28 protein-coding genes are annotated in these 26,407 nt (G+C 60.5%); 10 read left to right on the forward strand and 18 right to left on the reverse strand.

What is annotated here, in order from left to right; genetic code table 11:
* Nucleotides 1-25: 25 nt before the first annotated feature.
* From ACZ1JC_RS06550 to ACZ1JC_RS06560, 3 genes are all read left to right on the forward strand, one after another.
* Complete coding sequence (locus ACZ1JC_RS06550) at nucleotides 26-409, forward strand: nuclear transport factor 2 family protein (RefSeq protein WP_465138739.1); 384 nt, start codon at nucleotides 26-28, stop codon at nucleotides 407-409.
* A gap of 127 nt (nucleotides 410-536) precedes the next feature.
* Nucleotides 537-917: a VOC family protein gene (locus ACZ1JC_RS06555; protein WP_465140277.1), complete on the forward strand. Its 381-nt coding sequence runs from the start codon at nucleotides 537-539 to the stop codon at nucleotides 915-917.
* 102 nt (nucleotides 918-1,019) lie between these two features.
* Nucleotides 1,020-2,234, forward strand: coding sequence for an aromatic ring-hydroxylating oxygenase subunit alpha (locus ACZ1JC_RS06560; protein WP_465138738.1), 1,215 nt, complete (start codon nucleotides 1,020-1,022; stop codon nucleotides 2,232-2,234).
* A gap of 159 nt (nucleotides 2,235-2,393) precedes the next feature.
* Here ACZ1JC_RS06560 and ACZ1JC_RS06565 read toward each other — a convergent pair whose 3' ends face one another.
* Together ACZ1JC_RS06565 and ACZ1JC_RS06570 are read right to left on the reverse strand one after the other, a co-directional pair.
* Complete coding sequence (locus ACZ1JC_RS06565; protein ID WP_465138737.1) at nucleotides 2,394-3,971, reverse strand: phytoene desaturase family protein; 1,578 nt, start codon at nucleotides 3,969-3,971, stop codon at nucleotides 2,394-2,396.
* A gap of 22 nt (nucleotides 3,972-3,993) precedes the next feature.
* Nucleotides 3,994-4,830 carry an SDR family NAD(P)-dependent oxidoreductase gene (locus ACZ1JC_RS06570; protein ID WP_465138736.1) on the reverse strand — a complete coding sequence of 279 codons (837 nt, stop codon included), beginning with the start codon at nucleotides 4,828-4,830 and terminating at the stop codon, nucleotides 3,994-3,996.
* Nucleotides 4,831-5,058: 228 nt separating this feature from the next.
* Between ACZ1JC_RS06570 and ACZ1JC_RS06575 the strand changes: the two genes are divergently transcribed.
* The 4 genes from ACZ1JC_RS06575 to ACZ1JC_RS06590 all read left to right on the forward strand — a co-directional run bounded on the left by ACZ1JC_RS06575 (nucleotide 5,059) and on the right by ACZ1JC_RS06590 (nucleotide 9,069).
* Nucleotides 5,059-5,703 carry a TetR/AcrR family transcriptional regulator gene (locus ACZ1JC_RS06575; protein WP_465138735.1) on the forward strand — a complete coding sequence of 215 codons (645 nt, stop codon included), beginning with the start codon at nucleotides 5,059-5,061 and terminating at the stop codon, nucleotides 5,701-5,703.
* Nucleotides 5,704-5,869: 166 nt separating this feature from the next.
* Nucleotides 5,870-6,604 carry a GntR family transcriptional regulator gene (locus ACZ1JC_RS06580; RefSeq protein WP_465138734.1) on the forward strand — a complete coding sequence of 245 codons (735 nt, stop codon included), beginning with the start codon at nucleotides 5,870-5,872 and terminating at the stop codon, nucleotides 6,602-6,604.
* Nucleotides 6,605-6,626: 22 nt separating this feature from the next.
* Complete coding sequence (locus ACZ1JC_RS06585) at nucleotides 6,627-7,790, forward strand: acyl-CoA dehydrogenase family protein (protein ID WP_465138733.1); 1,164 nt, start codon at nucleotides 6,627-6,629, stop codon at nucleotides 7,788-7,790.
* A gap of 64 nt (nucleotides 7,791-7,854) precedes the next feature.
* Nucleotides 7,855-9,069 carry a cytochrome P450 gene (locus tag ACZ1JC_RS06590; protein WP_465138732.1) on the forward strand — a complete coding sequence of 405 codons (1,215 nt, stop codon included), beginning with the start codon at nucleotides 7,855-7,857 and terminating at the stop codon, nucleotides 9,067-9,069.
* Between the two features lie 74 nt (nucleotides 9,070-9,143).
* Here the strand turns inward: ACZ1JC_RS06590 and ACZ1JC_RS06595 are convergent, their stop codons facing one another.
* From ACZ1JC_RS06595 to ACZ1JC_RS06630, 8 genes are all read right to left on the reverse strand, one after another.
* The gene (locus ACZ1JC_RS06595) at nucleotides 9,144-9,743 is read right to left on the reverse strand and encodes a malonic semialdehyde reductase (protein ID WP_465138731.1); all 600 of its coding nucleotides are present in this window, start codon (nucleotides 9,741-9,743) and stop codon (nucleotides 9,144-9,146) included.
* A gap of 2 nt (nucleotides 9,744-9,745) precedes the next feature.
* Nucleotides 9,746-10,189: a gamma carbonic anhydrase family protein gene (locus ACZ1JC_RS06600; protein ID WP_465138730.1), complete on the reverse strand. Its 444-nt coding sequence runs from the start codon at nucleotides 10,187-10,189 to the stop codon at nucleotides 9,746-9,748.
* A 298-nt stretch (nucleotides 10,190-10,487) separates the two neighbouring features.
* Entirely contained in the window at nucleotides 10,488-11,813 is a 1,326-nt protein-coding gene (locus ACZ1JC_RS06605; protein WP_465148498.1) for an acyl-CoA dehydrogenase family protein, read from the reverse strand.
* On the reverse strand, nucleotides 11,719-12,351 hold the full coding sequence (locus ACZ1JC_RS06610) for a TetR/AcrR family transcriptional regulator (protein WP_465138728.1): 633 nt from the start codon (nucleotides 12,349-12,351) through the stop codon (nucleotides 11,719-11,721). The genes ACZ1JC_RS06605 and ACZ1JC_RS06610 overlap by 95 nt, the downstream gene beginning before the upstream one ends.
* Entirely contained in the window at nucleotides 12,348-13,160 is an 813-nt protein-coding gene (locus tag ACZ1JC_RS06615) for an SDR family NAD(P)-dependent oxidoreductase (protein WP_133085023.1), read from the reverse strand. Before ACZ1JC_RS06615 ends, ACZ1JC_RS06610 begins: the two co-directional genes overlap by 4 nt.
* Nucleotides 13,157-14,326: an NAD(P)/FAD-dependent oxidoreductase gene (locus ACZ1JC_RS06620; RefSeq protein ID WP_465138727.1), complete on the reverse strand. Its 1,170-nt coding sequence runs from the start codon at nucleotides 14,324-14,326 to the stop codon at nucleotides 13,157-13,159. The genes ACZ1JC_RS06615 and ACZ1JC_RS06620 overlap by 4 nt, the downstream gene beginning before the upstream one ends.
* 13 nt (nucleotides 14,327-14,339) lie before the next feature.
* Nucleotides 14,340-14,915: an aromatic-ring-hydroxylating dioxygenase subunit beta gene (locus ACZ1JC_RS06625; RefSeq protein WP_465138726.1), complete on the reverse strand. Its 576-nt coding sequence runs from the start codon at nucleotides 14,913-14,915 to the stop codon at nucleotides 14,340-14,342.
* Between the two features lie 18 nt (nucleotides 14,916-14,933).
* Entirely contained in the window at nucleotides 14,934-16,451 is a 1,518-nt protein-coding gene (locus ACZ1JC_RS06630; RefSeq protein WP_465169049.1) for an aromatic ring-hydroxylating dioxygenase subunit alpha, read from the reverse strand.
* On the opposite strand from ACZ1JC_RS06630, the gene ACZ1JC_RS06635 reads away from it, so the two are divergent.
* Together ACZ1JC_RS06635 and ACZ1JC_RS06640 are read left to right on the forward strand one after the other, a co-directional pair.
* Nucleotides 16,412-16,618, forward strand: a complete 207-nt coding sequence (locus ACZ1JC_RS06635) for a ferredoxin (protein ID WP_133085027.1) — start codon at nucleotides 16,412-16,414, stop codon at nucleotides 16,616-16,618. The two genes, ACZ1JC_RS06630 and ACZ1JC_RS06635, sit on opposite strands and share 40 nt — an antisense overlap.
* Nucleotides 16,619-16,748: 130 nt before the next feature.
* Nucleotides 16,749-17,900, forward strand: a complete 1,152-nt coding sequence (locus ACZ1JC_RS06640; RefSeq protein ID WP_465138724.1) for an NADH:flavin oxidoreductase — start codon at nucleotides 16,749-16,751, stop codon at nucleotides 17,898-17,900.
* Between the two features lie 3 nt (nucleotides 17,901-17,903).
* On the opposite strand, the gene ACZ1JC_RS06645 is transcribed toward ACZ1JC_RS06640, so the two are convergent.
* From ACZ1JC_RS06645 to ACZ1JC_RS06665, 5 genes are all read right to left on the reverse strand, one after another.
* Nucleotides 17,904-18,629, reverse strand: coding sequence for an SDR family oxidoreductase (locus ACZ1JC_RS06645; RefSeq protein WP_465140276.1), 726 nt, complete (start codon nucleotides 18,627-18,629; stop codon nucleotides 17,904-17,906).
* Between the two features lie 5 nt (nucleotides 18,630-18,634).
* A complete protein-coding gene (locus ACZ1JC_RS06650; RefSeq protein WP_465138723.1) occupies nucleotides 18,635-19,651 on the reverse strand; it encodes an NADP-dependent oxidoreductase in 1,017 nt (338 codons plus the stop codon).
* On the reverse strand, nucleotides 19,651-20,088 hold the full coding sequence (locus ACZ1JC_RS06655) for a nuclear transport factor 2 family protein (RefSeq protein WP_465138722.1): 438 nt from the start codon (nucleotides 20,086-20,088) through the stop codon (nucleotides 19,651-19,653). The genes ACZ1JC_RS06650 and ACZ1JC_RS06655 overlap by 1 nt, the downstream gene beginning before the upstream one ends.
* A gap of 115 nt (nucleotides 20,089-20,203) precedes the next feature.
* Nucleotides 20,204-22,540 (reverse strand): membrane-bound PQQ-dependent dehydrogenase, glucose/quinate/shikimate family, encoded by a 2,337-nt coding sequence (locus tag ACZ1JC_RS06660; protein WP_465138721.1) that lies wholly within the window; start codon nucleotides 22,538-22,540, stop codon nucleotides 20,204-20,206.
* Nucleotides 22,541-22,580: 40 nt separating this feature from the next.
* Nucleotides 22,581-23,036, reverse strand: a complete 456-nt coding sequence (locus tag ACZ1JC_RS06665) for a nuclear transport factor 2 family protein (protein ID WP_465138720.1) — start codon at nucleotides 23,034-23,036, stop codon at nucleotides 22,581-22,583.
* A 148-nt stretch (nucleotides 23,037-23,184) separates the two neighbouring features.
* On the opposite strand from ACZ1JC_RS06665, the gene ACZ1JC_RS06670 reads away from it, so the two are divergent.
* On the forward strand, nucleotides 23,185-23,709 hold the full coding sequence (locus ACZ1JC_RS06670; RefSeq protein ID WP_133085034.1) for an ester cyclase: 525 nt from the start codon (nucleotides 23,185-23,187) through the stop codon (nucleotides 23,707-23,709).
* Between the two features lie 168 nt (nucleotides 23,710-23,877).
* Here ACZ1JC_RS06670 and ACZ1JC_RS06675 read toward each other — a convergent pair whose 3' ends face one another.
* The 3 genes from ACZ1JC_RS06675 to ACZ1JC_RS06685 are packed head-to-tail and all read right to left on the reverse strand — an operon-like array spanning nucleotide 23,878 to nucleotide 26,402.
* Complete coding sequence (locus ACZ1JC_RS06675) at nucleotides 23,878-24,798, reverse strand: alpha/beta fold hydrolase (protein WP_465138719.1); 921 nt, start codon at nucleotides 24,796-24,798, stop codon at nucleotides 23,878-23,880.
* A gap of 15 nt (nucleotides 24,799-24,813) precedes the next feature.
* Entirely contained in the window at nucleotides 24,814-25,566 is a 753-nt protein-coding gene (locus ACZ1JC_RS06680; RefSeq protein ID WP_465138718.1) for an SDR family NAD(P)-dependent oxidoreductase, read from the reverse strand.
* Nucleotides 25,563-26,402: an alpha/beta fold hydrolase gene (locus ACZ1JC_RS06685; protein WP_465138717.1), complete on the reverse strand. Its 840-nt coding sequence runs from the start codon at nucleotides 26,400-26,402 to the stop codon at nucleotides 25,563-25,565. The genes ACZ1JC_RS06680 and ACZ1JC_RS06685 overlap by 4 nt, the downstream gene beginning before the upstream one ends.
* Nucleotides 26,403-26,407: the final 5 nt, after the last annotated feature.

A 26,407-nucleotide genomic window follows, 5' to 3' on the forward strand; every position in this document is an offset into this window, starting at 1 on the left:
TTGATGAAGGCAGCGGAGAAAAGCGGTGAGCGATATCGAGAAAAACAAGGCAATTGCACGGCGCTATATGCGGGCCGTGGAGGAAGGGGATCTCGAGACAATCGAGGCTTTGCAGCACCCCGATTGCCAATGGTGGATATTGGGCCATGGCGACATGACGCGTGCGGATTTCATCGCCAGCGTGAAGGGCGGATTGCTGTCGGCTGAGCGGCGCACGGCGAACGTTGTCGGAATCACCGCCGAAGGTGAGCGGGTTGCCGTGGAGGTGAGCGGCGAGATGGTTTTTCCGGACCGGGTCTATCGCAACGAGTACCATAACCTTTTGATCATCCGAGACGGTCAGATCGTTTCGGGCAAGGAGTACATGGATACACGCGCGGTGGCTGAGGCTTTTTCGGCCGGCGCTTGAACGCGTCAATAATTTGCTGCTCGAGCCAGAGTGTATTTGGGATGGCCTGATGCCCACAAGCAGCCCCATCAACTGCATCGGACGGCAAATCGAGATCGCCTGCTTGAGGTGTTTTTTTGGAAAGAAAATGGGCATTTTTACCCACGCGTGCCTCGGCACAAACGACTTGAAGCGGGCTGCCTGCTTCTATGATGCTGCGCTGCTGCCGCTCGGTATTGCCAATTTGGGTCCGTTTCAGGAACAAGGTCTCGGCTACGGGCGCACTGTTCCGGAATTGCTCATTCTGCACCCCTTGAAAGGCTGCGCGACTTCGTCAAATGGCGCGACCTTGGGATTCAAGGCGCCCAGCAGGCTTGCAGTCGACCAGTTTCATGCGGCCGGATTGGCGGCAGGTGGAACCGATGCAGGGGAGCCGGGACGGTGGCATGCGGTCCCCCACGCCTATGGCGCCTATTTGCTCGATCCCGACGGTAACAAGATCTGTGCCTATTGCTTCGATCCGTGCTGATCGGATTCCCGCCACTGAACCCTATCGGATTGCAGGTTCGCTTTCGCACCACCCCGTCATCCTGCCCGCATCGGGAGACGAGAAGACCAAGGAGGACAGCCCATGCATGAAGCTGCATTGCAATTGCTCAAGCGGACGATGGACGATCAGTTGACCCGGACCGAACACCCGAGCGACTTTCCTGCCTTGCCGCCCATTCCCGTTGGACGCTACACCGATCCCCGGTTTGCGGCCCTCGAGAAAGAAGGGCTGTGGGATCGTGCGTGGTTGCTCGCCGGCATAGCTTCGGAGCTGCCAGAGCCAGGTTCTTACCGACTCTTTCGCCACCTCGATCGATCCGTGATCCTTTCCCGAGGAAAGGACGATCGGATTCGCGCATTCCACAACACCTGTAGGCACCGAGGTTCGCCCCTCTTGCTTGAGGAGGAAGGACGAGCCTCGCGGTTCGTCTGTCCGTACCACTCCTGGAGTTACGCGCTGGACGGCGCCTTGAAGGCGGTGCCCAGTCAACACGATTTTGCCTGTTTCGAAAAGTCGGACCACGGCTTGGCAGAGGTGCGCTGCGAAACCTATCGCGGCTTCGTCTTCATCAATTTTGATGACGCGGCGGGCCCTTTGCGCGAGTTTCTAGGCGAATTTGTTGCCTTGACCGAAGGCTATCCTCTCGAGCGCATGGTTGTGAAAGACCGGTTCACGGTCGAAATGGAGTGCAACTGGAAAATCGCCTATCACAACTTCCTCGAAATCTATCACGTCAATACTGTTCATCCAAAGACGCTTGCGCCGCACCTCGACTCCCGCAGTTTCGTGATAGCGCTTTACGATGGTGGCCATATGCGTTTTGGCACGCGCAAAAAAGGCGGCGTTTCGCTCTTCGAAAAACCCCCCGTCCAACCTGACGATATTGCAGAGGTCTTTCTCGAGAACACGGTCGCATTGCCGACGTTTCCGAACACGTTTTTCTCGCTCGATCCCGTGGGCTTCAATCTGCAATGCTTCTGGCCGGCCGGCCAGAACAAGTCGGTCATGGAAGTGCGCCAGATGGGATGGGCAACGGATGACGATGCCGACAGGGAATACTGGAGCGGAATGCGAACGGCGACCGAACACATCCTGTCAGAGGACCTCTGCCTATTCTCCAATATACAGCAATCGCTGCGCAACGGTGCGTTGACGTCGATCGTCACCGGTTATCAGGAGCGGGCGCTCTATTGGTTCGAGGAGGAAATCGACCGCCGGATAGGCCCCGATCGCGTGCCGCAAGACCTTCAGGTGAAGCCGAGGTTGGCCTCCTACTCCGCGCCCCATAGCGAATGAATAGGCCGACTGCGGGCTATGAGATCGTTGAGGTGCTCGCACAAATCATACCGCCAATGCGCGGCGTGACGATATGATGGTGTGCATGATGCGAGTCTAGTTGGTCACCGGTGGGGAAGTTACCTGCGATTGTTCGGGGTGACCCCGTTGGTACAGGAGCTACTTTGTGTTTTTCAGAGCTCGCAGTGCGCGGTTGGCAGCGATCCTTCCTGCAATGCCGGACACACCGCCGCCGGGATGAGCGCCGGCACCTCCGATAAGAAAGCCGGGAAATGGCGGCCGGGGGCCGCCAAAACCGGAAGCCGGACGGTGCACCCCCGATCGCAGGGCACCGAAATCTATGTGGGTGACGCACCCATTGCTGACGTTGAGCCGCTTTTCTCGTTCGCGCGCCGTTTCCACGAAACGCCCGACCTCTGTGTCGAGCCCGTCGTAGAACTCGCCAAGATGGCTTATGATCGAGGCCATCGTTCGGTCCTTCAACTCCGCGCTCCAGCCCTCGCGCGCATCCACAGCAACACCGGGCAAGTAGATGTAGGCTAGCGAACCGCCCGCCGGAGCCTGCGAAGGATCCGTATTGGACAGCGGGCTGAGGGACATCGCGTGACGATCGGGTATGTCGCCCCGCCGCGCCATGGCAAATGACCGCCGCACTTCTTCGGGCGTTCCGATGAGTCCCACCGCCTTGTCGAGGTCGGCGTCGTCATGCCGCATGTCCTGATGCCGCTTGAGCCGCAGCGGCCCGGACATAGCGATATTGGCCAGAAACGGCGCGGCATTGGAGCGGTTCGACGGGGCATGCTCGATGCGTTGAAACAATGTGCGCGAAACGCCGCCTGGGGTCGTCAGGCGCATTGCCGTTCTGGGGTCGCACGTCGCGATCACCATCTTGGCGCGTATGATTCGGCCATTTTCCAGTCGCACGCCCTTGGCCGCCCCGTCGTCGACGATAATTTCCGCAACCGGCGCATTGAGCTCGATTGTGGCGCCCGATGCTTCGATACTGCGAGCAAGCGCGTCCGAAAAGGACTGGAGGCTGCCGATGGGTTTACCGGTGCCATATTTGTGCGTGACGGCGAAGATCATGTATGCAGCAGCATTTCCGTCGTCATCGATGGGACCGGCGCCCGCGGCGATTCCCAGCAACAGCGCGATTGTTGCGGGGTCTTCGAACCTTTCGCAGGCGATCTGGTCGGCGGTCGCCTTGGACATCGCCACCAGTTCGTCTTTCAGCCGGACGTTGCGGACCGCGCTTTTGATCACCTTCGACATATTCCGCACGTCGGGCCGTCCGGGCTCGGCCATCATCATGGGAAATCCAATATCCATCATGACGTTCAACGTCTTCATGAAATCCAGATAGGCCTTGCCGTCGTTGCGGTTGATACGGGCGATGTCTTCCGCCGTGCGGCGATAGTCATAGAAGAGGGCGATAGAGCTGCCATCGGGATGGAGGTAGGCGTAAGTGGGGTCGGGATCGACAGTCCGTAAGCCGTACTTATGGAGATCGAAGTCCTCGATGATGCCAGATTTGCGCGCAAACAGTAGTTCCACGGCGCAGGGCGTTACCAAGTGCTCAGGCGCTTCCGGGATCATGTGGCCCGAGCTCGTCATCCCGCCCACTTTCGCAAGGCGCTCGACGACGACGACTTTCTTGCCCGCCCGCGCCAGATAGCCTGCGGCCGCCATGCCGTTGTGGCCGGCTCCTATAACGACGACGTCGACCTCCTCCATCATCTCCTGCTATCCTCCTAACAAATCAGCCATTCGCCGCAGCCGTGTACGCCTTGCCCCATTCGGCGAGGGCAAGAAGGCGCGTCTTTCGGTCTGCCTGAATGCGCGGGATCTGCGCCTCATCCGGACCATCGGGTACGATCACAAGGGGTTCCTTGCCCAGACTTGCGAGAGCCAGTGCACAGACGTTTGCGGGATCGTAGGCGGTCGAATAGTCCATCCCAAGCCCTTCGGTCGCCCGGCGAAGGGTCGGAGTGTCCATGATCGGAGCGGCTATTGCGAGGATATCTACGCCTTGTCCGTCGAGCTCTGCCCAAAGCGATTCCACAAAATTCAACTCGAAAGCCTTCGTCGCTGAGTACATAGTCAGCCAGGGCTGGCCGCCAAGACCGGCTCCCGAAGACATGACTATGATCCCCCCGCTGCGCCGCTTGACGAGTCTGTTGCCGAAGCCATGGACGGCTTCGACGACATTGGCGGCGTTCATGGTCAGAAGGCTGAGCGCTCGATCGACAGGCTCTCCAAGGAAACTGTTGCCAGCCCCGTCGGCTCCGGCGTTCGAAACGAAGAGTCCGATATCGAGATCACGTGTCTCTTCGACGAGCCGGGAGCCCGTTCCCGATTGCGTGAGATCGGCAACCACCGAGCGAAACGCAATCCCGTACAAACCGGCGAGCCGTTCGCCCAGTTGATCCAGGGCCTCCTTGCGGCGGGAAACGAGGACCAAGTTGATGCCCATCGCCGCAAGTTGTTCTGCATAGCTTGCGCCTGTTCCTTCCGAGGCCCCGGCGATCACCGCCCAAGGGCCGTAACGGCGTGCAAATTCGGCGTGATCAAGCGGAGGAAGCTCTACTGTTCGCATGCTGGAATGATCCTTGCCCGGGTAACGCGCGTCGGTTTGTTTAATTGAGCGGATGGCGCCTGTTACAAGCTGACGGGGAATCTCCGTCCTATCCGGAGGCAGGGAGCATCCTTGTTGATGCAAAGGATTAGGATAATTCAAGCGGGTTGATGTTCCAAAACATCGGAAAACTACCATTCCATCCACGTTGATATGGATTCTTGCGGCAAAGGTGTTAATCCTTTCCCGGTGGAAACAGCCTCGCCTCAACGACGTATACGAATACTCCGGCGAGCAACTGAAATTTTCCTCGACCGCGGTTATGCCGGTGCGACGATCGACGACATCGCGCACGCTGCCGGCGTAGGGAAAGTTGCGATCTATCAGCTATTTGGTGACAAGGTAGAATTGTTCGCCGAGTGCATGATCGACGCTGCCAAAAACGCATCGGAAGGCGCTCGGTCTGTGCTGCGCTGTGATGAACCGGTTCGTGACGTACTTGTCGCGTTCGCCGAGCAGCACATTCGCCAGATGCTCCGGCCGGTCTTCGGCGCCAGGCCGTTCTACGAATTTATTCGGGTGCTCCTGAGCGCTTCGATCACACATCCCGATATCAGTGGAAGATGCCTCGCTATCCTTCGGACCGAGGAGGCCGCCCGGCTGAACGACTACTTCCAAGCGATGATTGATCGGGAGACGTTGGCAGGGGGCGATGCAGATTTTCTCGCGCGCCAATTCATGCAAACGATCTTCTTCACCAATGTGGTCATTCTGGAGCCCGCAAGCGTAGAGTGTTACAGCAATCCGCGCGCTTCCGCGGAAAATGCGGTTGACCTGTTTTTGAACGGATGTGCGCGAGGCGCTCTGCGATGTCTGGCGGTTGCTTCAGATTGACGTGATCGATTCTGAATTCTCGTCGTGGCATCATCTCCCGCCAAGCCCTGATCTGCTTGCATCATGACGATGCCAAGCTGGCCGCTTGACACTAATCCATGAGAGGCACCCTATCCTTGGAAAGGCGCGAAGATGCAGGGGCACTGCAATTCTATAGAATATGGAATTGGATCGCCGCCTCCCTTCGTCAGACGTGCCTTCCGGCCCGAGCCTGTTCGGCACGGAGCCGGTCAGTACGCCGCTGACCCGCCGCCAAGCCGTTCTTGAGCGCCTTCGCAGCAACATCGTCTCAGGAGCGTTGCCCCCCGGTACGCTGCTGCGCGAAACGAGTTTGGCGGCGCATCTGGAGGTCAGCGCCACGCCGGTTCGCGAGGCACTTGGCACGCTAGAGGCCGAAGGGCTGGTCGAGATTGAAGTGCACCGCCTGAAACGGGTTGCGCGCATTGACTTTCGCGGCATGCGGGACCTGCTTCGCGTTCAGTCCGAGCTTTGGCGGCTTGGCTACATATGGGGCATGCCACATGTTGGGGCAGGGCAGGTAGCTCAACTCGAGCACGCACTTGCGCGCTACCGCACGTGTTTGGCGAGCGATGATTCCGCAGGCGCCCTCACTGCTGGGCTGGATTTCCATACGATCTTCATCGCGGCGTCGAGGAACCGGGAGCTGCTGCGCTCAACGCTCGACCGTAGAGCCCTGATTGCAAGGTTTGTCCTGCTGCACGGTCTTCAAACGATTTGCCCGCTCGGGCTTTCCCAGCATGAAGCGATCCTTGCAGCCTTCCTGGCGAACGACCGCTCCGCAGTGCTCGCCGGAGTCGACCGCATCGCCACTCGCCTGATCGCGCTGGCCGTCCAGGGGCGCGAGCCGTCAGACGACGTTGCTGAAAATCAGAAAATATAACTATACGAAAGAGATACCTGAGATGGATTTCGAACTCGAGGACGAATACCGTTCCTTCCGCGACACCGTGCATCGCTGGGTCGAAAACGAGGTGCCCAAGGAGTGGTCGCGAGCGCTCGAGAAGGACGAGCATGCCTACCCCTATGCCCTTTGGGACAAGCTGACTGAGGCGGGCTTTCACGGCGTCGGCATTCCCGAGGAATACGGCGGGCAGGGCGGCGACGTGGTGATGCAGATGCTGCTGGCCCGCGAACTGGCGCGTTCCCTGGGTGGACTGGCATGGATCTGGGGGATCACCAGTTTTGCTGGGGGGAAGTCGATCGGTCTCTACGGATCTGCCGAGCAGAAGGAAAAGTATCTGCCGCTGATCGCTTCCGGTCAGCTCAAGGCCGCCATCGCATTCACGGAACCGGGGGGCGGTACCGACCTGCTTGGCGCGATGACGACAACGGCGGAACGCGTCGATGGCGGCTGGAAGCTCAACGGCGAGAAAACCTGGTCCTCATCTGCGCATGTTGCCGACTATCTTCTGGTGATTGGCCGAAGTGACAGGAATCCGGAGAAAAAGCATCAGGGACTGACTCTTTTCTGGGTTCCCGCCAAGACGGCCGGAGTGACGATAACCCCGCTCGCCAAGCTCGGCATGCGATCGATGGGGAGCTGCTCGATCCATTTCGAAGATGCTTTCGTCGCAGACGAACAAGTGCTCGGCGAGCCGGACAAGGCCTGGTACATGTTGCTGCCCACGCTCAACAACGAGCGGATCATGGTCGGCGCGTTCTGCCTGGGCGTCATCGACGGCGTACTGGAAGACGCTGTCGCCTACATGCAGCAGCGCAAGGCATTCGGCGGGATCATCGGTCGTTTCCAGAGCCTGCAGCACTATGTGGCGGATATCGCCACGATGCAGAAGACCACCGAACTCATGCTGCATTTCTGCGCCGACAAGCAGAGCCGAGGCGAAGACGTGGGCGTTGAGGCGAACATGCTGAAACTCATCGCGTCGGAGAATGCCAACGCGGCTGCAGATCTCGGCATCCAGATACTGGGCGGCATGGGCTACTCCGCAGAGACCGACATGCAGCGTTACTGGCGGGACAGCCGTCTCTGGCGGATCGGCCCGATCACCAACGAGATGGTGCGAAACGGCATCGCGGAGAGCCTCGGGTTGCCCCGATCCTTCTAAGCGACAGGTGCAGGAATGACAGGCCCCGGAAAATGGGGCGGGACCAACCACAGGGAGTGTGGGAATGATGATGTTTCCGGAGCAGCCGATCCCCGATCACGTGCCGCCAGCCTTGGTGAGCCGGGACTTTCCGTTTATTTTCGGAACGACGACGGACAAAGATCCGTTCGACGATCTGGCCATGCGGATCCATGGCGGACCCGAAATCATTTACGCGGCCCACGCCTATCCCGGAGGGACGGGGGCATGGGTGCCACGCCGCATGGCGCATCTTCGCGAAATCTATCTCGATACAGAGCACTTTTCTTCCACCGACTTTTCGCCTTTCTCGAAGCTGGTCGGTGGAGCGTGGATCAATTCGCCGGCGGAACTCGACCCTCCGGCGCATGGACCATTCCGTCAGATGGTGAACCCGGCCTTCACGCCCAAGGCCATGGCGGCGCTGGAAGACAGGATTCGGCACTATGCGGTCGAGTACATCGAGACCTTCGCCAAGCGCGGGCAGTGTGAATTCATGGGCGAGTTCGCATTCGAATTCCCGATCAAGGTCTTCATGGAACTGATGGGTTTGCCGCTCGACCGGGTCGGCGAATTCATGGAATGGGAAATGAACCTCTTGCATAACCACGATTTGTCCAAGATCGCGGATGCCACGCGCAGTGTGCTTGACTATCTGGCCGGCGAGATTGCCGACAGGCGCGCAAATCCGCGCGACGATCTCATCTCATTCGGCGTGCGGGGCGAGATTGAGGGACGTCCTCTGACGCAGGACGAACTGCTCGGCTTCATGTTCAACCTCTTTATCGGCGGGCTCGACACAGTCTCCACGAACATGGGGCTACAATTTCGCCACCTCGGCACACACGTTGAAGACCAGGCATTTTTGAGAGCCGACCCTTCACAGATCCCGCAGGCAATAGACGAATTGATGCGGGCATACGGGGCGGTCACCACGTTTCGCACCTGCAAGAAGGAAGCGGTGATAGGCGGTGTACAGTTCAGGCCGGGAGATAAGGTCGCGATGTCGACAACGCTCGCCGGGCGCGACCCGGAGGAGTTCGAAAATCCCTGCGAGGTCAAGCTGGAGCGGCGGCCGAGGCACGTCGGCTTCGGCTTCGGCATACATACTTGCGTCGGCATGCACCTGGCTCGCCGCGAATTGCGGATCGCGATGGAAGAATTCCTGGCGCGGATTCCGGAATTCCGCCTTGCGCCCGGTCATCGGGTGCGTTGTCATCTGGGCATGATCCAGCCAGTGGAATTGCCGCTGGTCTGGTAAGGGGTGCGACTGAGCCGTTTCCAGGACAGTCACTGCTTTCTCACAGGAGAGCGCCTTGGAAACGGCTTTCGAGCCTAAAGGTCGACGCAGGCTTCGTCGAAGTCCAGCCGGGGATTGCGGGGATGGAGTCCTGCCGGGTCGCCGTGACCGATGTTGCACAGGAAATTGCTTTTCCAGCGGCCATCGGGGAAGAACTCGGAATCGAGGCTGGCCGCATCGAAGCCCGACATAGGACCGCAGTCGAGACCCAGGGCCCGGGCTGCCATGATGAGATAGGCGCCTTGCAATGTAGAGGAACGGGCGGCAGTCTGCGCGACGAGTGCGTCATTGCCTTCAAACGTCGCTCGCATGTCCCTGGCGGGAAACAGCTTGCCGTAGAATTCATAGAACCGTGTGTCACTCGCTACGATCACAGTGCAGGGAGCCTGTATGACCTTGTCTCGGTTGCCGGCATTGACGTGAGGCAAGAGCCGGACCTTGGCATCGGCCGAGCGGATGAAGACAAATCGGGCCGGATTGCTGTTCGCGGTCGTCGGGCCCCACTTCGCGAGTTCGTAGAGGTTCCGAATGGTCTCCGTGCTGAGCGGACGATCTTGCCAGGTGTTATGAGTGCGGGCTTCGCGAAACAGAAGGTTCAGCATCGTGTCGTGTTCGAGCGCGGTTGTGCCAGTCATCCTCATTCCTCGTCAGCGCAGCAGGAACCGGGAATTCCACGCTCGATCCATTGGCGATGTTCGCGTGCGAGGATAGCTTCGGCCTCTTCGGCCAGAGGCGCCATCTCCGCGATCTCCCAGACGCGGTGGTTTCCGGTGGCATAGGCGCGGGCGTTCTCGCGATAGAGCAGCGCATCGATGATGTTGCCGTGCAGCTTGTCAAGAACGCGCGTCACTCGGCCGGGCGTTCCCATTACCAGCGAATTTGGCGGAATAATGGTGCCGGCAGGCAAGAAGCTGTGAGCAGCGACAATCGAGCCGTGGCCTATGACGCAGCGCTCCATGATCGTGGCGCCGATGCCGATGAGGGAGCCGGGCTCCAACGTGCATCCGTGCAGGACTGCACGGTGTCCGACTGTACAGTAGTCGCCGATGATGGTCGGGTCATTCCAGCCGATGTGGATCATGGCGTGATCTTGCACGCTTGCGCATTTTCCGATGCGCACATGACCTCTCTCGCTCCGAACAACCGCGTACGGCCACAGACTGCAATCCTGTTCGAGCCTGACGTCGCCGAAGATCCGGGCTGTGGGATCGACGTAAGCTGGTAGGCACCCGATGCTCGGCTCGGTCACGATATCGCCGTTCGTTGTCTCTGTTGCGACGCCGGCGCAGCATACATGGGCCGTCCTTCACTAAATTGGCCTAGGCGCTGCTGTTGGGGCGATCGCCTGCCAAACACGCGATCGCCCCCGGCATTTTGGATTAATAGGCGCCCGGCGGAGAGATCGGATCGGCTCCGGCAAGGTTCCGCCCATAGATTTCGTAGCCGATGGTCGGGATGTTCTGGATGTGGCGGAGAGCCATCGAAATATCGCGCCAGTAACGGTTGATCGGCTTGTCCAGCGCAAAACCGGAGGAGCCCGCCTGGAACATCAGGGATTCACTCGCACTGTGGACGAGTTCGACCATCTGGGCACTACCGGAGCGCTGCTTTGCCTTTTCGGCGAGCGTAAACTCCTCACCCTGCGCGACCCGGTCGAGCTTGGCAGTGAGGTCGAACAGGATCAACTTGGCCGTGTCGATCATGGCGGCCGCTTCACCAAGGTCGCGCATGTAGGCACCGGAATTGGTGCGCGGCGAAATCGTCGTCGTCAGTACGGGCTTCTTCGGGGATTCCGCCGTAACGATCTCCAACATGGCCTCGACCGCCCCAATGAGCTGTGCGATGCCGGTCGTGCGAACCACTGGAACGGCCGGAAGCAGATCTGAAGGCGCGCCAAAATTACGTTTGGTCCGGTCGATCTGGCCCGCGCGTTCGTCCATCAATACCATCTGGTCATCGGGAATGAACACGTCCTTTGCTATCGCCGTGTCCGAACCGGTTCCCTGCATGCCCGAAACGAACCAGGTGTCCTCAATAGTCATGCTGTCCATCGGCAGATAACACATGCTGATGCCCGGAACGACCGGCCCGTCGTAGCCTTCAAGCACCACGCCTTGCTGCGCCCACTTCGACTGGCGGGAGCCGGACATGTAGGGCCATTTACCGTTGATGATCCAGCCGCCGTCCACCTTGCGCGCCTTGCCCGGCGGGTTGTAGGCGCCGCACACGGTCTGCGGGCCCTCGCCAAAAATCGTGTCCTGGACACCGTCGGGCGCGAGACTGGTTATCCAGCTGGTGCCGTTGATGATCTGCATCACCCAGCTGACCGCGGGGTCGCCCTTGGCGATTTCCATCTGGACGCGGCAAAAGTCGGTGGTCGAGAGTCCGAAGCCGCCGAGGCGTTGAGGCAGTAGAAGCCGCAGGAAACCTTCCGTCTTGAGCATTTGATCGACGGCCGGGGTTGGGCTGCGCCGCTTTTCCCCTTCAGGCGCTTCCTTTTGCAGGAATTCGCGCAGGCTGCGCGCCTTTTCCACCAGGCCGTCGGCCACCGCCTTGTCGGCGAAGCCGGATTGCGTGTCGGATTCGAGCTTTGCTACTGTTGCCATGAAATCATCCTCTCGTATTTTCGGCTTGGTGGCCGGCGATTTGCATTGCGATTTCGTGCAGCCGATCGGGAGAACCGTTCCAGAGTTCCAGCCATTCACCAGTGGCTGGAATGATCAGCGTGCTAAGCTGCAGGCGAACGAGCGTGTCGCAGAATGTGTCCCGGTCTATGGTATTTCCGGTCAGTCCTTCGAAATAGTCGAGCACGGGTTCGAGAGCGCGTTGCACGGCGGCCTTGTGACGGCCGAAATGGCTGCGTAGGAAACTCAGGTGAAAGGCAGGTTCGACTTCGAAGATCCGTTCCGGCGACCGCTCGATCGTAAAACGGCCGAAGAATTTCATGACGGCACGGAACCGCTCGATCGGATCGGAAATGCCTTCGCCAGCCTCGACAATGCCCTTTTCGAAACTGCTGCAGATGTATTCGCTGACTGCCGCGAGCACTTCTTCCTTCGACGCGAAATGGCGATAGAGGGTCCCGCGCGACACGCCGCTGCTTTCGCTGATGTCACTCATCGACAGTCGCCGCGTGCCGATTGTCGCGATCGCGCGCAGTGTACCATCCATGATCTTCTGGACGCTGCCCGTGCTGTCGGTGGCGACGACTTCGCTCCAGTCGGTGTGCGGCGTCAGTTTCATGTTTGGGCTTCCATCTCGGCAAGGTTGTGCGGAACGCTTACATAGCCGGGCAGATGCTGACCGCCATCGACATTGATCAGCTCGCCATTGACGAAACGCGACATTTCCGAGGCGAGGAAGAGCACGACCGGTCCGATGTCCTTCTCGGGATCGCCCGCGCGCTTGAGCGGATTACTGGCCGTTGCCATTTCCAGGAAGCCGGGGACGTCCTCTGCCAGCTGCGCGAACACCTGGCCCATCCCTGTCGGTGCAATCGCATTCGTCCGGATGTTGAACCGGCCCCATTCAACCGCAGCGGTGCGGGTCAGGCCCAGGATCGCCCCCTTGTTCATGTTGTAGTCGGCATGAAGCCATGCACCCGTCTGGGCGTCGATCGAGTAGAAATTGACGATCGAGCCGCCGCCGCGTGCCTTCATGTGCGGGAAGGCGGCACGCATGGCCCACCAGGTTCCCCAGGTACCGATCTCGAGAGTGCGCTGGAGCATCTCATCGGTCTTCTGTTCCAGCAACACGTTGGCAGACAGCTGCGAGGCATTGTTGATCAGGATGTCGAGGCCTCCGAACTCGGAGACGACCCGCTCGATCATGCCTTCGACGTCGTCCTTGATTCCCATGTCCGCCGAAAGGCCCATGGCGCGGGTTCCGAACTCCTGGCTTATCTCGGCCGCAACCGCTTCCGCCGCCGCGCCGTCGCGCCCGGTAATGAGGATATCGGCGCCCTCGCGCGCCAGGCAGCGGCTGATGCCGTAGCCCAGCCCTTTGGCCCCGCCCGTGACGATCGCGATCTTGCCCTGAACCAACCCAGTCAAGCAGCTTCTCCTGCAAATTGTTCGCCCAGCGCGCGGTCCATTTCCATGCGGTCCTGGCAATAGTCCTGCGTAAAAACGTAGCCCCGCACGTTCTTGTCGTTGTCGCGGAACAGATACTTGAGCCCCCGCTCGTCGTTGGCCGCTTCCTCCCACCGCCCGGCAACGCCGATCGGAGCCGGAAGCAGAACCACCGGGTAGGCTGTGGTCTTGACCTGCACCGAGAGCGGCGGAAAGTGGATATTCGTAGGTGTTCCGAGCGCACTGGGAGCGATGGCGCGCGCTGCCGACATGATCGGTGTTACATAGGCTGCGAGGCCTTGCGGATATTCCGCGCAGTCGCCGATCGCGTAGATGTCGGGATCGGAGGTCCGCCCGGTCTGGTCGACAGTAATGCCCCGGCCGGTCTCCAGCCCCGCCTCACGTGCCAGCGCGACATGAGGGCGAAGACCCACCGCCGAAAGCACGGCAACGGCTTCAATCACCATGCCGCTGTCGAGCTGCGCGCGAACCCCGCCTGGAGACTTGTGGATGGCCGTGATCTTGCTGCCCAGGTGCCATTCGACGCCCTTGGTAGCCAGCGCATCACGGATTCGATCACCGACCCCGCTGGGTACCAGCTGAGCCAAAGGATGGAGCAGCATGTCCACGACTACCGGAAAATAGCCTGCGGCAGACAGATCGTTCGCAAATTCAGTTCCGACAAGTCCGCCGCCCATGACCAGCACTCGCCCGCCAGCGGGCAGCCGCTCGCGAAACTCGCGGTAATTGTCGAGATTGTTGACCGCAAGAGCCCGGTGGGCCGCGTCGCCATCGATCGGCGGCCGCACAGGATCTGCTCCAAGCGCGAGGATCAGTTTGTCGTAGAAGATCGGCCCGCCAGTTGTCAGCACAGCCTTGTCCTGCCGATCTATGGCCTCGACGAGTCGTCCTGCGCGCAGATCAATTCGGAGCTGAGCCGCCATTTTCTCACCCGGCGTGGTGATCAGGGCGTCGGGCATTTTGCCCTTGGCCAGTGCGGTGGACAGCGCCGGTTTGGAATAGAAGTGGCCATCGTCCTGCGTCACCAGGGTCAACCGGGCGTCCGGCGAGAGCTTGCGTAGCTCCCGCAGGACGCCGTAGCCGGCGAGGCCGCTCCCGATGACGACGATGTGCGGGGATGACGTCACCGTGCCCGTCCGATCAGAGGAAGATCGCAAGATTGGACATTCCCAGCGTAGACTGGTCGACAATGATCTCCCTTACGGACAGCTTGTAGTTGCCATCCACAAGACGCCAGACGTCCCGGCGCTCGGCGGTAAGCGTCTCGTTCTCCGGATTGTCGAAGCGGCTGCGCTCGACGAAGAGGTAGCTGACCACTTCATATTCACCGCTCTTCTCGCTCTCGGCGATCCGCACATTAGTGACGAACCGCCGCGTACGCGAGGGCGGGTCTTCTGCCCAGGCGCTCTTCGAGAGACGACCGGTGCGCATGAGGATCGACCCGTAATTCTCGTCGAAATGCTTCATCGTCCGTACGACGTCACGGTCCTTGTTGGGGCCATTTCGTGTGAGACGCAGCGGTGCCGTGTAGATCAAATCCTCCGCAAGGAAGGCGACCCAGTCGTCGAAGCGCCGCTCGTCGAGCGCAGCCGCCTCGTCATAGAGCGTTTCCAGAACGCGGTTGTAGACCTCCGAACCGAGCGGTACCCGCTTGGTGGAAACAAGACCGCGCATCACTCCAGTCTTGTCGATTGCGGCCGTGGCGTAGTTCACCATGTCGTGATCCTCCCAGTCTCAGGCTTCGGCCATCAGATTGTAGTAAGCCATCCACCAGGCCCACTGCGTGTCATCCTTGGTGAAGCCGGGATAGAGATCGCCGCCTCCCACCCAGCCTTCCGGCCGCTCGTGGCCGTGAAGCGCCTGATACTTGAGCGTGATGGTCTTGCTCATGTGGCCGCGTGCATTGCGCATGATCTGCGGCCAGGTATCGGCGTCGTCCTGCTCGATCGTTCCCGAGGTGCCGGTCGACCAGATGGCGTTCTGCAGCATATCGCGCTTCACGTCCTCAGGTGCGTCCTTCTCCGCGAAAATGAAGTTCACGAATTCGACCCTGTCCGGCCCCTTTGGAACATAGGTGTGCAGCGACAGCGCACCCGACGCGCCGCCATCGGTGCGAGGCGCAAAGATGAATGCGATCAACACGTTGGGGAACATGCCGCCGACTTGCGGGGGGATTGTGGCCAACTGGTTGACTTGATCTTCCGTCAGATTTTTGAAGAGCTGAGGGATCAGGTCCTTGGTGATGCCGGGCGGCGAAAGTAGATGAAGGCGCTCTTCGGTCGACTTCCCTTCAAAACTTACATCCGCAAACATCTTGAAGGTTTGGGCCGCTTCCAGACAGCGCAGGGTATGGCCTTGTGGAACCGAGATATCGACACCGTACATGCCGGGCGCCGTATCGTAGATCGATTCGGCAGTACCGCCCATGATCCCGCCTTCCATGAGCGAGCGGTGCAGCGTCAGAGTATGGAAGCCGTCGGATCCCGACTGTTCGCCAGGGATCTTCCAGTTGCAGGGCAGCACGAAACGCTGCGGCGGGCCGAGCATTTCAAGGCCGTTATCGGTACGGCAGAATAGCTGATCGAGATAGAACTTCGCGTCGCCGAGGTAATCGTCGAACGCAAGATCCTCGTTCCACGTTGCGAAGATGAGGCCGCCGTACAGATGGACGCGGGCCTTCTTGAGCCCGAGTTCTTCCTTCTGGCGCTTATTGCCGTGCATCTGCTCCTTTTCGATGGGGGCGCCGATAAAGCTGCCATCGGGTCGGAAGGCCCAGCCGTGGTAGATGCAGCGGTGGGCGTGGGCATTGCCCGCCTCGGCTGTGCAGACCTTCATGCCGCGATGCGGACACACGTTGAGCATGACGTGAATTTCGCCGCTACGGTCGCGCGAGACGATGACATTGTCTTCGGCCATATCGCGCATGACGTAGTCGCCGGCCTTGGGAATCTCGGACTCGTGGCCCAGCAGGAGCCAGGTTCGCGCGAAGATGCGCTCCATCTCCAGCTCGTACAATTCCTTATCGTTCATCACACGCAGCGACACTTCGTTCATCTCGCGGTCGATGAGATTGTCGAGCGTCGTCCCGTCGCTGAGTGTCAACCCAGGGTGGTGCAGCATCTTCCTCTCCTTGGAAAATCCGTGTTTGATCGAGTTATACATATTGAACGAAATCTGTTCAAGCTGTAATAATCCGAAAAAAGGAGAGGACGATGAGTCAGAAGCTGAAAGTGGTGATCGATAAGGCCGCATGCTGCGGATACGGAGTCTGCGCCGAAATCTGCCCCGCGGTATACAAACTCGACGCCAACGGCATCGTATACGTGGACGACGAGATCGTGCCGGACGGCCTGGAAGAGCTGGCGCGCGAAGGCGCCGAAGCATGTCCCCAGGCCGCGCTGGCAGTGGTCGACGCCTGATGAGGGGCCGGTCGGTGGGACAAGAATCCTGATTCGCCCTCGGAGCGAACCTGTCGCCGGGAAGGTCTCAGGACGGATCGGCTTGAGGCAGCAGTGTCTGAAATCAGGCAGGGCGGGAATCCACGGCACTATGGCAAGCGGCACCGAAATTCTTTTCAGGCCATGTGAAGTCGGGGCGCTAGCGCTGCCCAACCGCTTCGTAATGGCGCCGATGACGCGAAATTTCTCGCCTGACGGGATTCCGTCGGCGGGTGTGGCGGACTACTACCGCCGCCGTGCCGAAGCGGAAGTAGGTCTTATCGTCACGGAAGGCATCGGGGTGGATCATCCTGCTGCCGTCGGCAGGGAGACAATGGGGGGCGGAGCCTCGCCGGTCATGCACGGCGAGGCCGCGCTTGCGCGGTGGCGCGCGGTCGTGGACGGGGTCCACGAGGCCGGGGGAAAGATCATTCCCCAGCTATGGCACCAAGGCGTCATTCGAGTCCCGGGAACCGGCTATCATCCCGACACGCCGTCTGCGCGCCCCTCAGGCATCTGGGGGCCCCTCGACAAGGCGATGGTACCGCCGGACTATCTCGAACAGGTTCGCGAGCCTACCGCGCCGCTGACAGAGAACGAAATCGCCGACATCATCGCCGGGTTCGCACGAAGCGCGGCAAATGCGAGAGCCGCAGGCTTCGATGGCATCGCCCTCCACGGTGCACATGGCTACCTGATCGACAGCTTTCTCTGGGGCGAGACAAACCTGCGAACGGACCGGTGGGGAGGCGCACTCCCAGACCGCGCCAGGCTTGCGGCAGAGTTGGTCCGGGCAGTGAGGGCCGCGACGGCGCCCGATTTTCCGATCATGTTCCGGTACTCGCAGTGGAAATTGCAGGATTACGATGCGCGAAACGCGCAAACCCCGGATGAGCTCGAATCCTTGCTGACGCCGATTGTAGAGGCGGGCGTGGACCTGTTCGACGTCAGCACCCGGGTGTTCTCGGCGCCCGCATTCGACGGCTCCGATCTCAGCTTGGCGGGATGGGTAAAACGGCTGACGGGCCGGCCGACGATAGCGGTGGGCGGCGTCGGCCTCTCGCGCGATTTGCAATCCTCGTTCGCCCACCCGACCGTGATGACCAACAATCTTTCTCTTGTGGCGGAGCGCTTGGCGAAAGGTGAGTTTGATCTGGTTGGGGTGGGACGGGCGCTACTGATGGACCCGCAGTGGGTTTGCAAGATGCGGAAGGGAGAGAGCGTCAATCCCTTCCGACTGGAAGCTTACGGGTCGCTGGATTAACGCCTAGTGCGTGTCACAGGCGGCAAACACCTGAATCCGGGCGAGGTTGGTGCGCTCGGGCTGAGCCGCCATGTACCGCACGGCGTCCGCAACATCCTCAGGTTGCATCGGCGGTATGAAACTGTCCCAGGCCGGCTGTCCGCGTGACTTCATGTCCTCGAATATTTCTGTGCTTGTTGTGCCGGGCGAAACGATACCGACTTTCACGCCAGTGCCGGCCAATTCGACCCGCAAACAATCGGTGAATCCCTCCAGTGCCCGTTTCAGGCCGCCGTATACACCGACACCGGGGGCAACGATGTTGGCACCGATGCTGGAAATATTGATGATCTGCCCGCTGGCTGCCGATTTCATTGTCCGTGCAAACAGAGTACTGGTGCGAACGACCGCTTCGTAATTGAGCGCCATCATCGGTCGCAACTGGTCGAGATCGAAATCGTCGATCGGTGCCGCATGAAGAATGCCCGCATTATTGACCAGAATGTCGGCTCGCCCGAACTTAGCCAGAACGAAGTCGTGCAAAGCCCGAGCGGCGTCGGGATCCGCCATGTCGGCTGAATGGACACAGGCATGCTCACCGAGTTCGCCCTCCAGTGAGGCAAGGCGTTCGGCGCGGCGGGCGACCAGCACTGTCCTCGCGCCCGCCTCGGCCAGCGCTCGCGCAGTGGCCGCGCCTATCCCCGACGATGCCCCGGTTATAATGGCGACCTTACCTTCAAGCGCGTTCATTGCCGTCACTCGAGCTCTCCTGTCTTTTTCAGCCGGATCAACCGTTTGCCGTGGTTTTCCCCGCGGTAGAGCCCCGCAAGGGCATCCGGACAGCTCTCGATCCCGTCGAGTATTTCCTCGCGCCAAGTCAGGCGGCCCTGCTCGGTCCACTCGCGCAGCTGCGCAACGGCTTCGTCGTAACGGGCCATGTGGTCGAAGACGACGAAGCCTTCCATTCGCGCCCGCTTGACCAGAAGGTGGCGTTCCACGCGCGCACCATCGGGCCAGGGAGTCCAGCGGTCCTGTGATGCTGTTCCGCACACGATGACACGCCCGCCCAGCGCGAGGTGGGGCATTACGGCGTCGCTGATCGGGCCGGCGACGTTGTCGAAATAGACGTCGATTCCCTGGGGCGCCGCGCTGCTCAATGCGGAAGCCACGTCCTGCCCGCGGTAGTCGATTGCAGCTTCGAATCCGAATTCTTCGACGCAGCGCCGAACTTTATCGGCCCCGCCGGCAATACCCACCGTACGGCAGCCAAGAATATTGGCAATCTGGCCCACTGCAGACCCCACTGCGCCTGCGGCCGTGGATACCAGTACGGTTTCACCGGCGCGCGGCTGCCCGATCAGCGTGAGGCCCAGATAGGCAGTGACGCCGTTTATTCCCAAAATGCCGAGCGATGCGCGCAGTTCATTTTCGCTGGTCTTCTGAAGGATTTGATCGGCTGCTACGCAAGCGAAATCCTGCCACCCGAACCATCCTGCGACGTATTCGCCAACTTGGAAATGTTCGTGGTTCGATTCGATGATACGGCCTGAGGCGAGGCTGCGCATGACCGAGCCCAGGGCCACCTGGTCTCCGTAGTTACCGACGTCGGCGATCCAGCCGCGCATGGCGGGCTCGACCGAGAGATAGTGATTTTGTACAAGTATCTGGCGCGGACCGGGACGGTCCACCGGAGCGCTGCCGATTTCGAAATGCTCGGCCTGGGCAATGCCTGCCGGACGGGAGCGCAACCTGACCTGCCGGTTCGTCGCCATCAAAAACCCGCTCTGACCATCGTGAATTTCCGGCGGGATATCCGCCAGCCTTCTGCCGTGCGGATCAGGCAGTCGTCATAGAATCCGGCCGCTCTTGTCGCGCTGCCTCCCGGTGCCGGGTCGGTCAGCACAGCGTCCACATAACTGCGGGCCAGAATCTCGCTGTTGCGGCTCTCGACCACGATATTGGTTATGCGATGAAGCGTCGCGCCCAGATTGCGATGCGCAGCTTCCATGTACTCGGTGATCTCGCGTGGTCCGCGCCATTGACCGAAGCTGCCGTAATCGACTTCGCAGTCATTCGCGAAGCAGGAGCGAAACAAGGGCCAGTCCCGGGTGTCGATGCCTGTCGCGTAGCGCAGCAGCAAATTGCGGATTGCGCGCTCGTCATCGGCCGCGACAGGCGATGTTCTCGTCAGGCTGCCTGATGTCGGCATGCTCCATCCTCCCGTTTTGTTACTTGCGACGATAGTGCCTAATCGGGGCGACTTGCCCGTCCAAGGATAGGAGCTTGCAAGGACACACACCTATTTTTCCGATTTTTCTGGCTCATCATTTCGTCGGCAGAGCATAGGCGATCAGTTCGTCACTCGTTCCAGACAGCATGGCCGCATGGCCGCCGGCCGCGATCACGACAAATTGGCGTCCGCTGGGCCGGGAAAAATATGTGGTGGGCGATGCATTGCCGCCGGCTGGCAACCGTGCTTTCCACAACACCTGCCCACTTTCCGTCGCAAGGGCGCGAAATACGTGCTCCTGAGTTGCGCCGATGAAGGTGAGGCCGCTCGACGTCGTTAGAGACCCGCCAATGTTCGGCACCCCCATTGGTATCGGTACGAATGAAGGCAGCGCCAGCGGCCCGCTGTCGCGCGATGAGCCCAAGATACGCGACCATACCAGCTTGCCGGTTCTGAGATCGACGGCGTTGATCCTGCCATAGGGCGGCTGCTGGCACGGGATCGCGAGCGGCGAAAGAAAGGGTGCGATTTGCGCGGCATAAGGCACGCCCTGTTGAGCCGCTGGCCCCCCCACATTGCTCATGTGCGCTGCATTCATCGGCTTGATGCCGCGCCGATCCGCCTCCGCTCGGGAAATGAGGCGGTTGTAGTTGGCGACCTGGTTGTTGTTGACGATCATGAGGCCGCGTCTCACATCGACGGAGACACCGCCCCAGTCGATCCCCCCAAGGTAGCCAGGCCACGTAATCGTGAAGCGGTCTGTCGAGAGCGGCGTCATTTCGCCTTCGAAACGGGCTTGCCGAAAGCGGATGCGGCACAATGCCTGATCGATCGGCGTGAGCCCCCACATGCTCTTTTCCGTGGGAGCCGGGCCGCCGAAACTTGGCATCGCGGCAGAAAAGGGCTGGGTGGGCGATAGTCGCTCACCGGCGACCGCTCCGCGGGGAACAGCGCGTTCCATTACCGGCAGTAGGGGGTTACCCGTCATGCGGTCCAGGACGAAGATCTGCCCACGTTTTGTGGGTTGTACAAGTCCATGGATACCGCCGGGCAGGTCGAAGAGAGTAGGCTGCGCCGCAACATCGTAATCCCAAAGATCGTGATGCGTCGTCTGGAACGACCAGCGGACTGCTCCTGTCTGGGCGTCAAGTGCGACAACAGCGCTGGAGTAGCGATCGTCCAGCGCCGTGCGGTGGCCGCCGAAGTAGTCGGGCGTTGCGTTTCCGGTTGGCACATAGACGAGCCCCAGAACTTCATCGGAACTCATCGGAGCCCAGCTGTTCGGCGTGCCTCTTGTGAATGTCGCGCCTGGTTCCGGTGAACCGTGATCGTCCGGGCGGCCAATATCGAATGCCCACGAAAACTCGCCCGAAACAGCATCGAATGCGCGAATGACGCCAGAAGGCTCCTGTATTCTCTGACCGTCGATGATCCAGCCGCCCAGGACCAATCGTCCGCGAACCAGCGCCGGGGGCGAAGTGACGAAGTAATAGCCCTTTTCGACAGATCCAAGGCCCTTGGTGAGATCGACCTCGCCGTTCTGTCCGAAGGCGCGGCAGGACTGTCCCGTGGCAGCATCGAGCGCCAAAAGCCGAGCATCAAGCGTAGCGGTATAGATACGTTCCGAGCAGGTGCCCGTCGCGCCAGGGACGCGGTAATATGTCACGCCGCGGCATACGAGGCCGTAAACGCCTTCGAGGTCTGTCCTTGGCGAATGACGCCAGATCTGGCTGCCGGTTTCAGGGTCGAGTGCGATTACATCATTATTACCCGCGCAAATGAACAAGCGATCGCCGATCTTGAGGGGATTGGTTTGAAATGCCGTGCCCTGCTTGCCGCTTGTCATTTTGCCCGTGTGGTAAGTCCAGACGGGTTTCAGATTACCGACGTTTGCTGGTGTGATCTGACCAAGCGGGGAATAGCGCGAGCCTCCGCGGTCGTTGCCATATGCAATCCAGTCACCTTCTTCCGATGCTGCTGGTGCCGGTCCCCAAGCTGTGCTTGTGGCTGCAGGTGTGCGGTCGGCCCAGAACGCCGCCCCGATCCCGGCTATCCCGATTACCGCAAGGCCAGGCCAAAGCAGGCCGCCGCCGGGCAGGGCCGCTTGCTGGCCGAGATGCCGGCGGTACCAACCTGTCAGCATGTAGAGACCCATGACAGTCGGCATTGCGATCCGCGGCGCCAGTGCCCAGCCATCGAGGCCGCACTCCCACAGCGCCCAGCATAAGTTCACACCGAGAAATACCCAATAGAGCAGCGCAGACTTTGCTTCCCTAAGCCATCCCAGAACTGCGCAGACAAGCATGACAAGGCCGCTCAGCAGATACCAGGGCGATCCACCCAGCAAGGCGAGCTGGGCGCCAAGGACAGTCAGGGTACCGCCTGTTGCGCCCAGCAGCACCAGGAAAGCGTGATTGAATAGGCGTCGCATGTCACCGCCTTGGGTCTCAGGATGGAGCGTGAGCGCGGGCTCAGGACGGAAGTTGTTGAGCCAGCCAGTCCGGAACATTGATCCGGTAGCATTTCTGTTCGTAAAGGCGGCTGATCTTCCAGCCCTGCTCGGTCCGGATAAAGTCGTGAACATACCAGAGCCCAAATACGAGCGTGTCGCTCGATTGCCCCTGCGAGACGGTCATCGGATTGTAGCATACCGTCTTGGTCTGCGCGGTATCGCCATCGATGGCGTATTTTGTCGTCGACACTGCATGCTGGTAGGCGAGAATGGGAGATAGCCCCTCCACGAGGAATTGCTTGATCTCGCTCAGTCCGCCGCGCACGCCCACCATTTCTGAATAGTCTATCAGCGCGTCTTGCGTGAAGAAGTCGTCAAGCGCGTCCCAATCGCGATTGTCCACGGCATAACAATATCCCACGATCAGGTCCTGCAGTTCAAACCTGTCGGACATTTCCTGCATGCTCAGGGTCATGGCCTCTCCTCCGTTCGATATGGTGCGATCGCACGGGCGTTCGTCTTGGCCGCCTTTCGTTGGGTAGGTGGCAGCAGGTGCGGGGACCGGAATGACGGGTTACGGCTTGCGCGATGAGCGGGCCAGATATCAAGCAAGGAGACTACTGATGGGCCTGGCCCCGTTCACTGAAGCCGATTTCGTCCTGTCCAAGGAGAAGCGGGCCGAAATCACAGCCGGACTGACTGAGCGGCAGGCTTTCATGGTCACGCAATGGATGGACCTGCACGAAGTCATCAATCGGGGCGATTGGGACGGCATGGATGCCTTCTTCAACACCGACACCATGACGTATGACAATCCGAACCGGCCGGATCTTGGCACCTACCACATCTGGAAGACCTCGCCGCAGGGCCTCTACAAGACGTTCCCGCCCAGCACTTACCGGACTTTGAAGGCATGGGGACGCGGCGACGATGAGGTCTGCGTGCTCTGCCATCACTACGGCAAGCACACTGGTGGTCCCTACATGGGTGTTCAGCCGACCGGAAACGAGCTCAACGTCCTGTGGTTCTCCTGGCTGCGTTTCCGCGGCGACAAGATCGACCACATCTATTCGATCTCCGACGTGCTCTCGATGCTGAAGGACCTCGAAGTGATCGATGTGCCTCAGCCGGTCGATCCCTACAAGTGATCGAGCACGCCCCGACCGCCTGCGTTGTCGGGCGGTCGGGGTGTGAAAAGGCCCAATCTTAGAGCGGGACTTGCGGCGTAACGCGCCAAGGGTTTGACGTGAGTCTCTCGGGTGCCTCGGGGTATCGGCGTCCTTAACGCTGCGAGTTTCGCAGTAGCGGCTGACGCCTCATTCGCCCGGCTTGGCCATCTCATCGATCCAGTTGTTGAGTTTCGCCCAGCTGTTGCTGCGCGTTGAGGCGAAGTTATGGCAATGCGCAGAACCAGCGAGCGGCATCAGGCTGATACGGCGCGACTTGCCGTAGAACGACGGCTCAAGAAGCGGATCCGGACTGACGTCAATGTCCGCGAAATGCAGATAGACGGGAACATCGATCGCTGCTGCCTCATCCGCCACGCCGCCGGGTACGATCGCCAGGCGGCCGTAGCTGTTGGGCGTGACCGAGGCGCGGGCATCGTCGGCGGCAATGACGGCCTCCGGCACGTCAGGGGCGTGGAAACTCGCGCGCATCGAACCCCGATCCGCTTGACTGTAGCCACTGCCTTCGACCCGCTTTTCGAGATTTGCACGCACTTCGTCCGGCAGATCGAGGCTGATATTGGTGAACCCAAGGATCGCAACCTGATCGAAGCTGCGAAACGAGGCCTGCTGAATGATCGTGAGCATTCCGCCCATGGAATGACCGATGCCGCTGATCCGTCTGCGCTTCGCAGCCAGTTCCCCGCCGAAATCTCCAGCGTCGATCCGGCACAGGATGTTTGCAAGCGCCTGATGGTGCGCCCGCGCGCCGAGCAGGGGATTTAGTAGCCCTTCGTCGTGTGGCTTGGAACTATCCCCCATGCCCAGCGCGTCGAGGGTAAGGACGGCCTTTCCCTGGGCGAGGAAGTAATCGATGAAGCTGTAGCCGGGGTAGCCGTCAATCTGTGCATCCCAGTACCAGCGACTGTACGAACCGCCATGAAGGCAGACCAGTAGGTCGAGAGCATCTGAAGGCACGGTTTCGGGGAGGGCCAGCGTAGCGGCAACCGTGAGTGGCTGCGCGAATTCGATCGCGGGTCCAACGGGTATCGACAGCGTTAATTTGGACACGTTTGCTATCCTGTTTCAGAGGCTGAAGCCGCCGTCTACGATCAGGGTCTGACCCGTCACGTAACCTGCACGCGCCGACGCGAGGTAGGCCACGGCGTTGGCGATATCGCCTGCATTGCCAAAGCTCTGGAGCGCGATCCGCTTGCGCTGGGATTCCCAGATGTCCGGTGTGTAGAGAGTGGAAAGAAATTCGGCGCCAAGCCCTGCGTCAATGATGCCTGGTGCAACCGTGTTCGCCCTGATGCCGTATCGCCCTTCTTCTTTCGCAACAGCCCGGCAAAGAGCCTCGATACCGGCTTTGGGAACCGATGAAAGCGCATCGCCAGGGGGGAAGCAGTAATTGGCAACCGATACGACCGCGACGAAATTGCCGAAGCCCTGCGTTCGAAAGTGCGGCAGGGCATGGGCAACCACGCGGGTGAAACCCATCAGTTCGATCTCGATGACTTCGCGCCATTGCTGTTCGACGATCTGACTGACGAATGGCTGCGGAATTTCGACGCCGCTGGCGTAAACGACGGTTCCGATTGCTCCGAACCGCTCCACGGTGCTGCGCATGGCCTCCTGGATCGAAGCATTGTCGGAAAGGTCGCAGCGGACCGCCAGGGTGCCGCCGTTTCCGCCGATTGTTTCGGCGACTGCGAGGGCTCGCTCGTGGCTGGAACGATATCCGATGGCGACGCCGTTCCAGTCAGAGGCAAGCTGCCTGCATATCTCGCTTCCAAGGCCGCCGGTTCCGCCAATGACGATTGCGGCTCCCCGGTTCATAAAGGCAGATGCTCGGCCAGATGGCGTAGCAGTCGAACTGCGAAGGCATCGTTCTGGTCGCCGGTGAACATGTGACCGACACCCTCGGCGATTTCGACCTCCAATTGCGGAGTGAGGCTTTTGAAATGGCGAACGCTCTCGTCCGAGACAAGTTCGCTGAGCTGCGCCTTCACCAGCACGACGGGTGATTTCACCCTGCCGGCCGCTGCGAACAGGGATGCGCGTTCGGAAGGCGGATGCAGGAATTCGGGTGCGGTTGTGCGCGGATCCCAATGCCAGAACAGCCGGCCGTCTTGCTTCCGCATCGACTTGGCCAAGCCGGATACGTTGGCAACGCGCGGTTGGCCCAAATGGCGATGCAGAGCATCGGCTGCGTCATCCAGCGTGGCAAAGCCGGCGTCGCTGCTGCGAAAGAAATCGCGAATGCCATCCACGCCGTCATCGACGATTAGCGGCGCCACGTCCGCCAGCATGATCAGCCTGACGAGGTCGGGATGACGCGAACCGCCGACCAGTGCCGATTGCCCGCCTCGCGATGCGCCGACCAGCGCAACGGGCCTGGCGAGACGGGCGACGATGGATTCCACATCCCGCCCGTAGGCTTCCAGCTCATAGTCGCCATCGGCCGCCCAGCCGCTCTCGCCATGTCCGCGCAAATCGAACGTGAGTGCATAGTAACCGGTCTCCGCCGTCCGCCGCGCCGACTGCGTCCATGAGCGGCGGCTTTGGCCGCCGCCATGGAAGAAGCACACTGCAGGCGCAGCAGGGTCGCCGAAGGCATCGGCTACCATGTCGAGATGGTCACCGGGCCACGTGGTTCGGGAAGCGGTGATCATGCGCA

The organism is Sphingomonas sp. BL-S-28 (assembly GCF_055521515.1).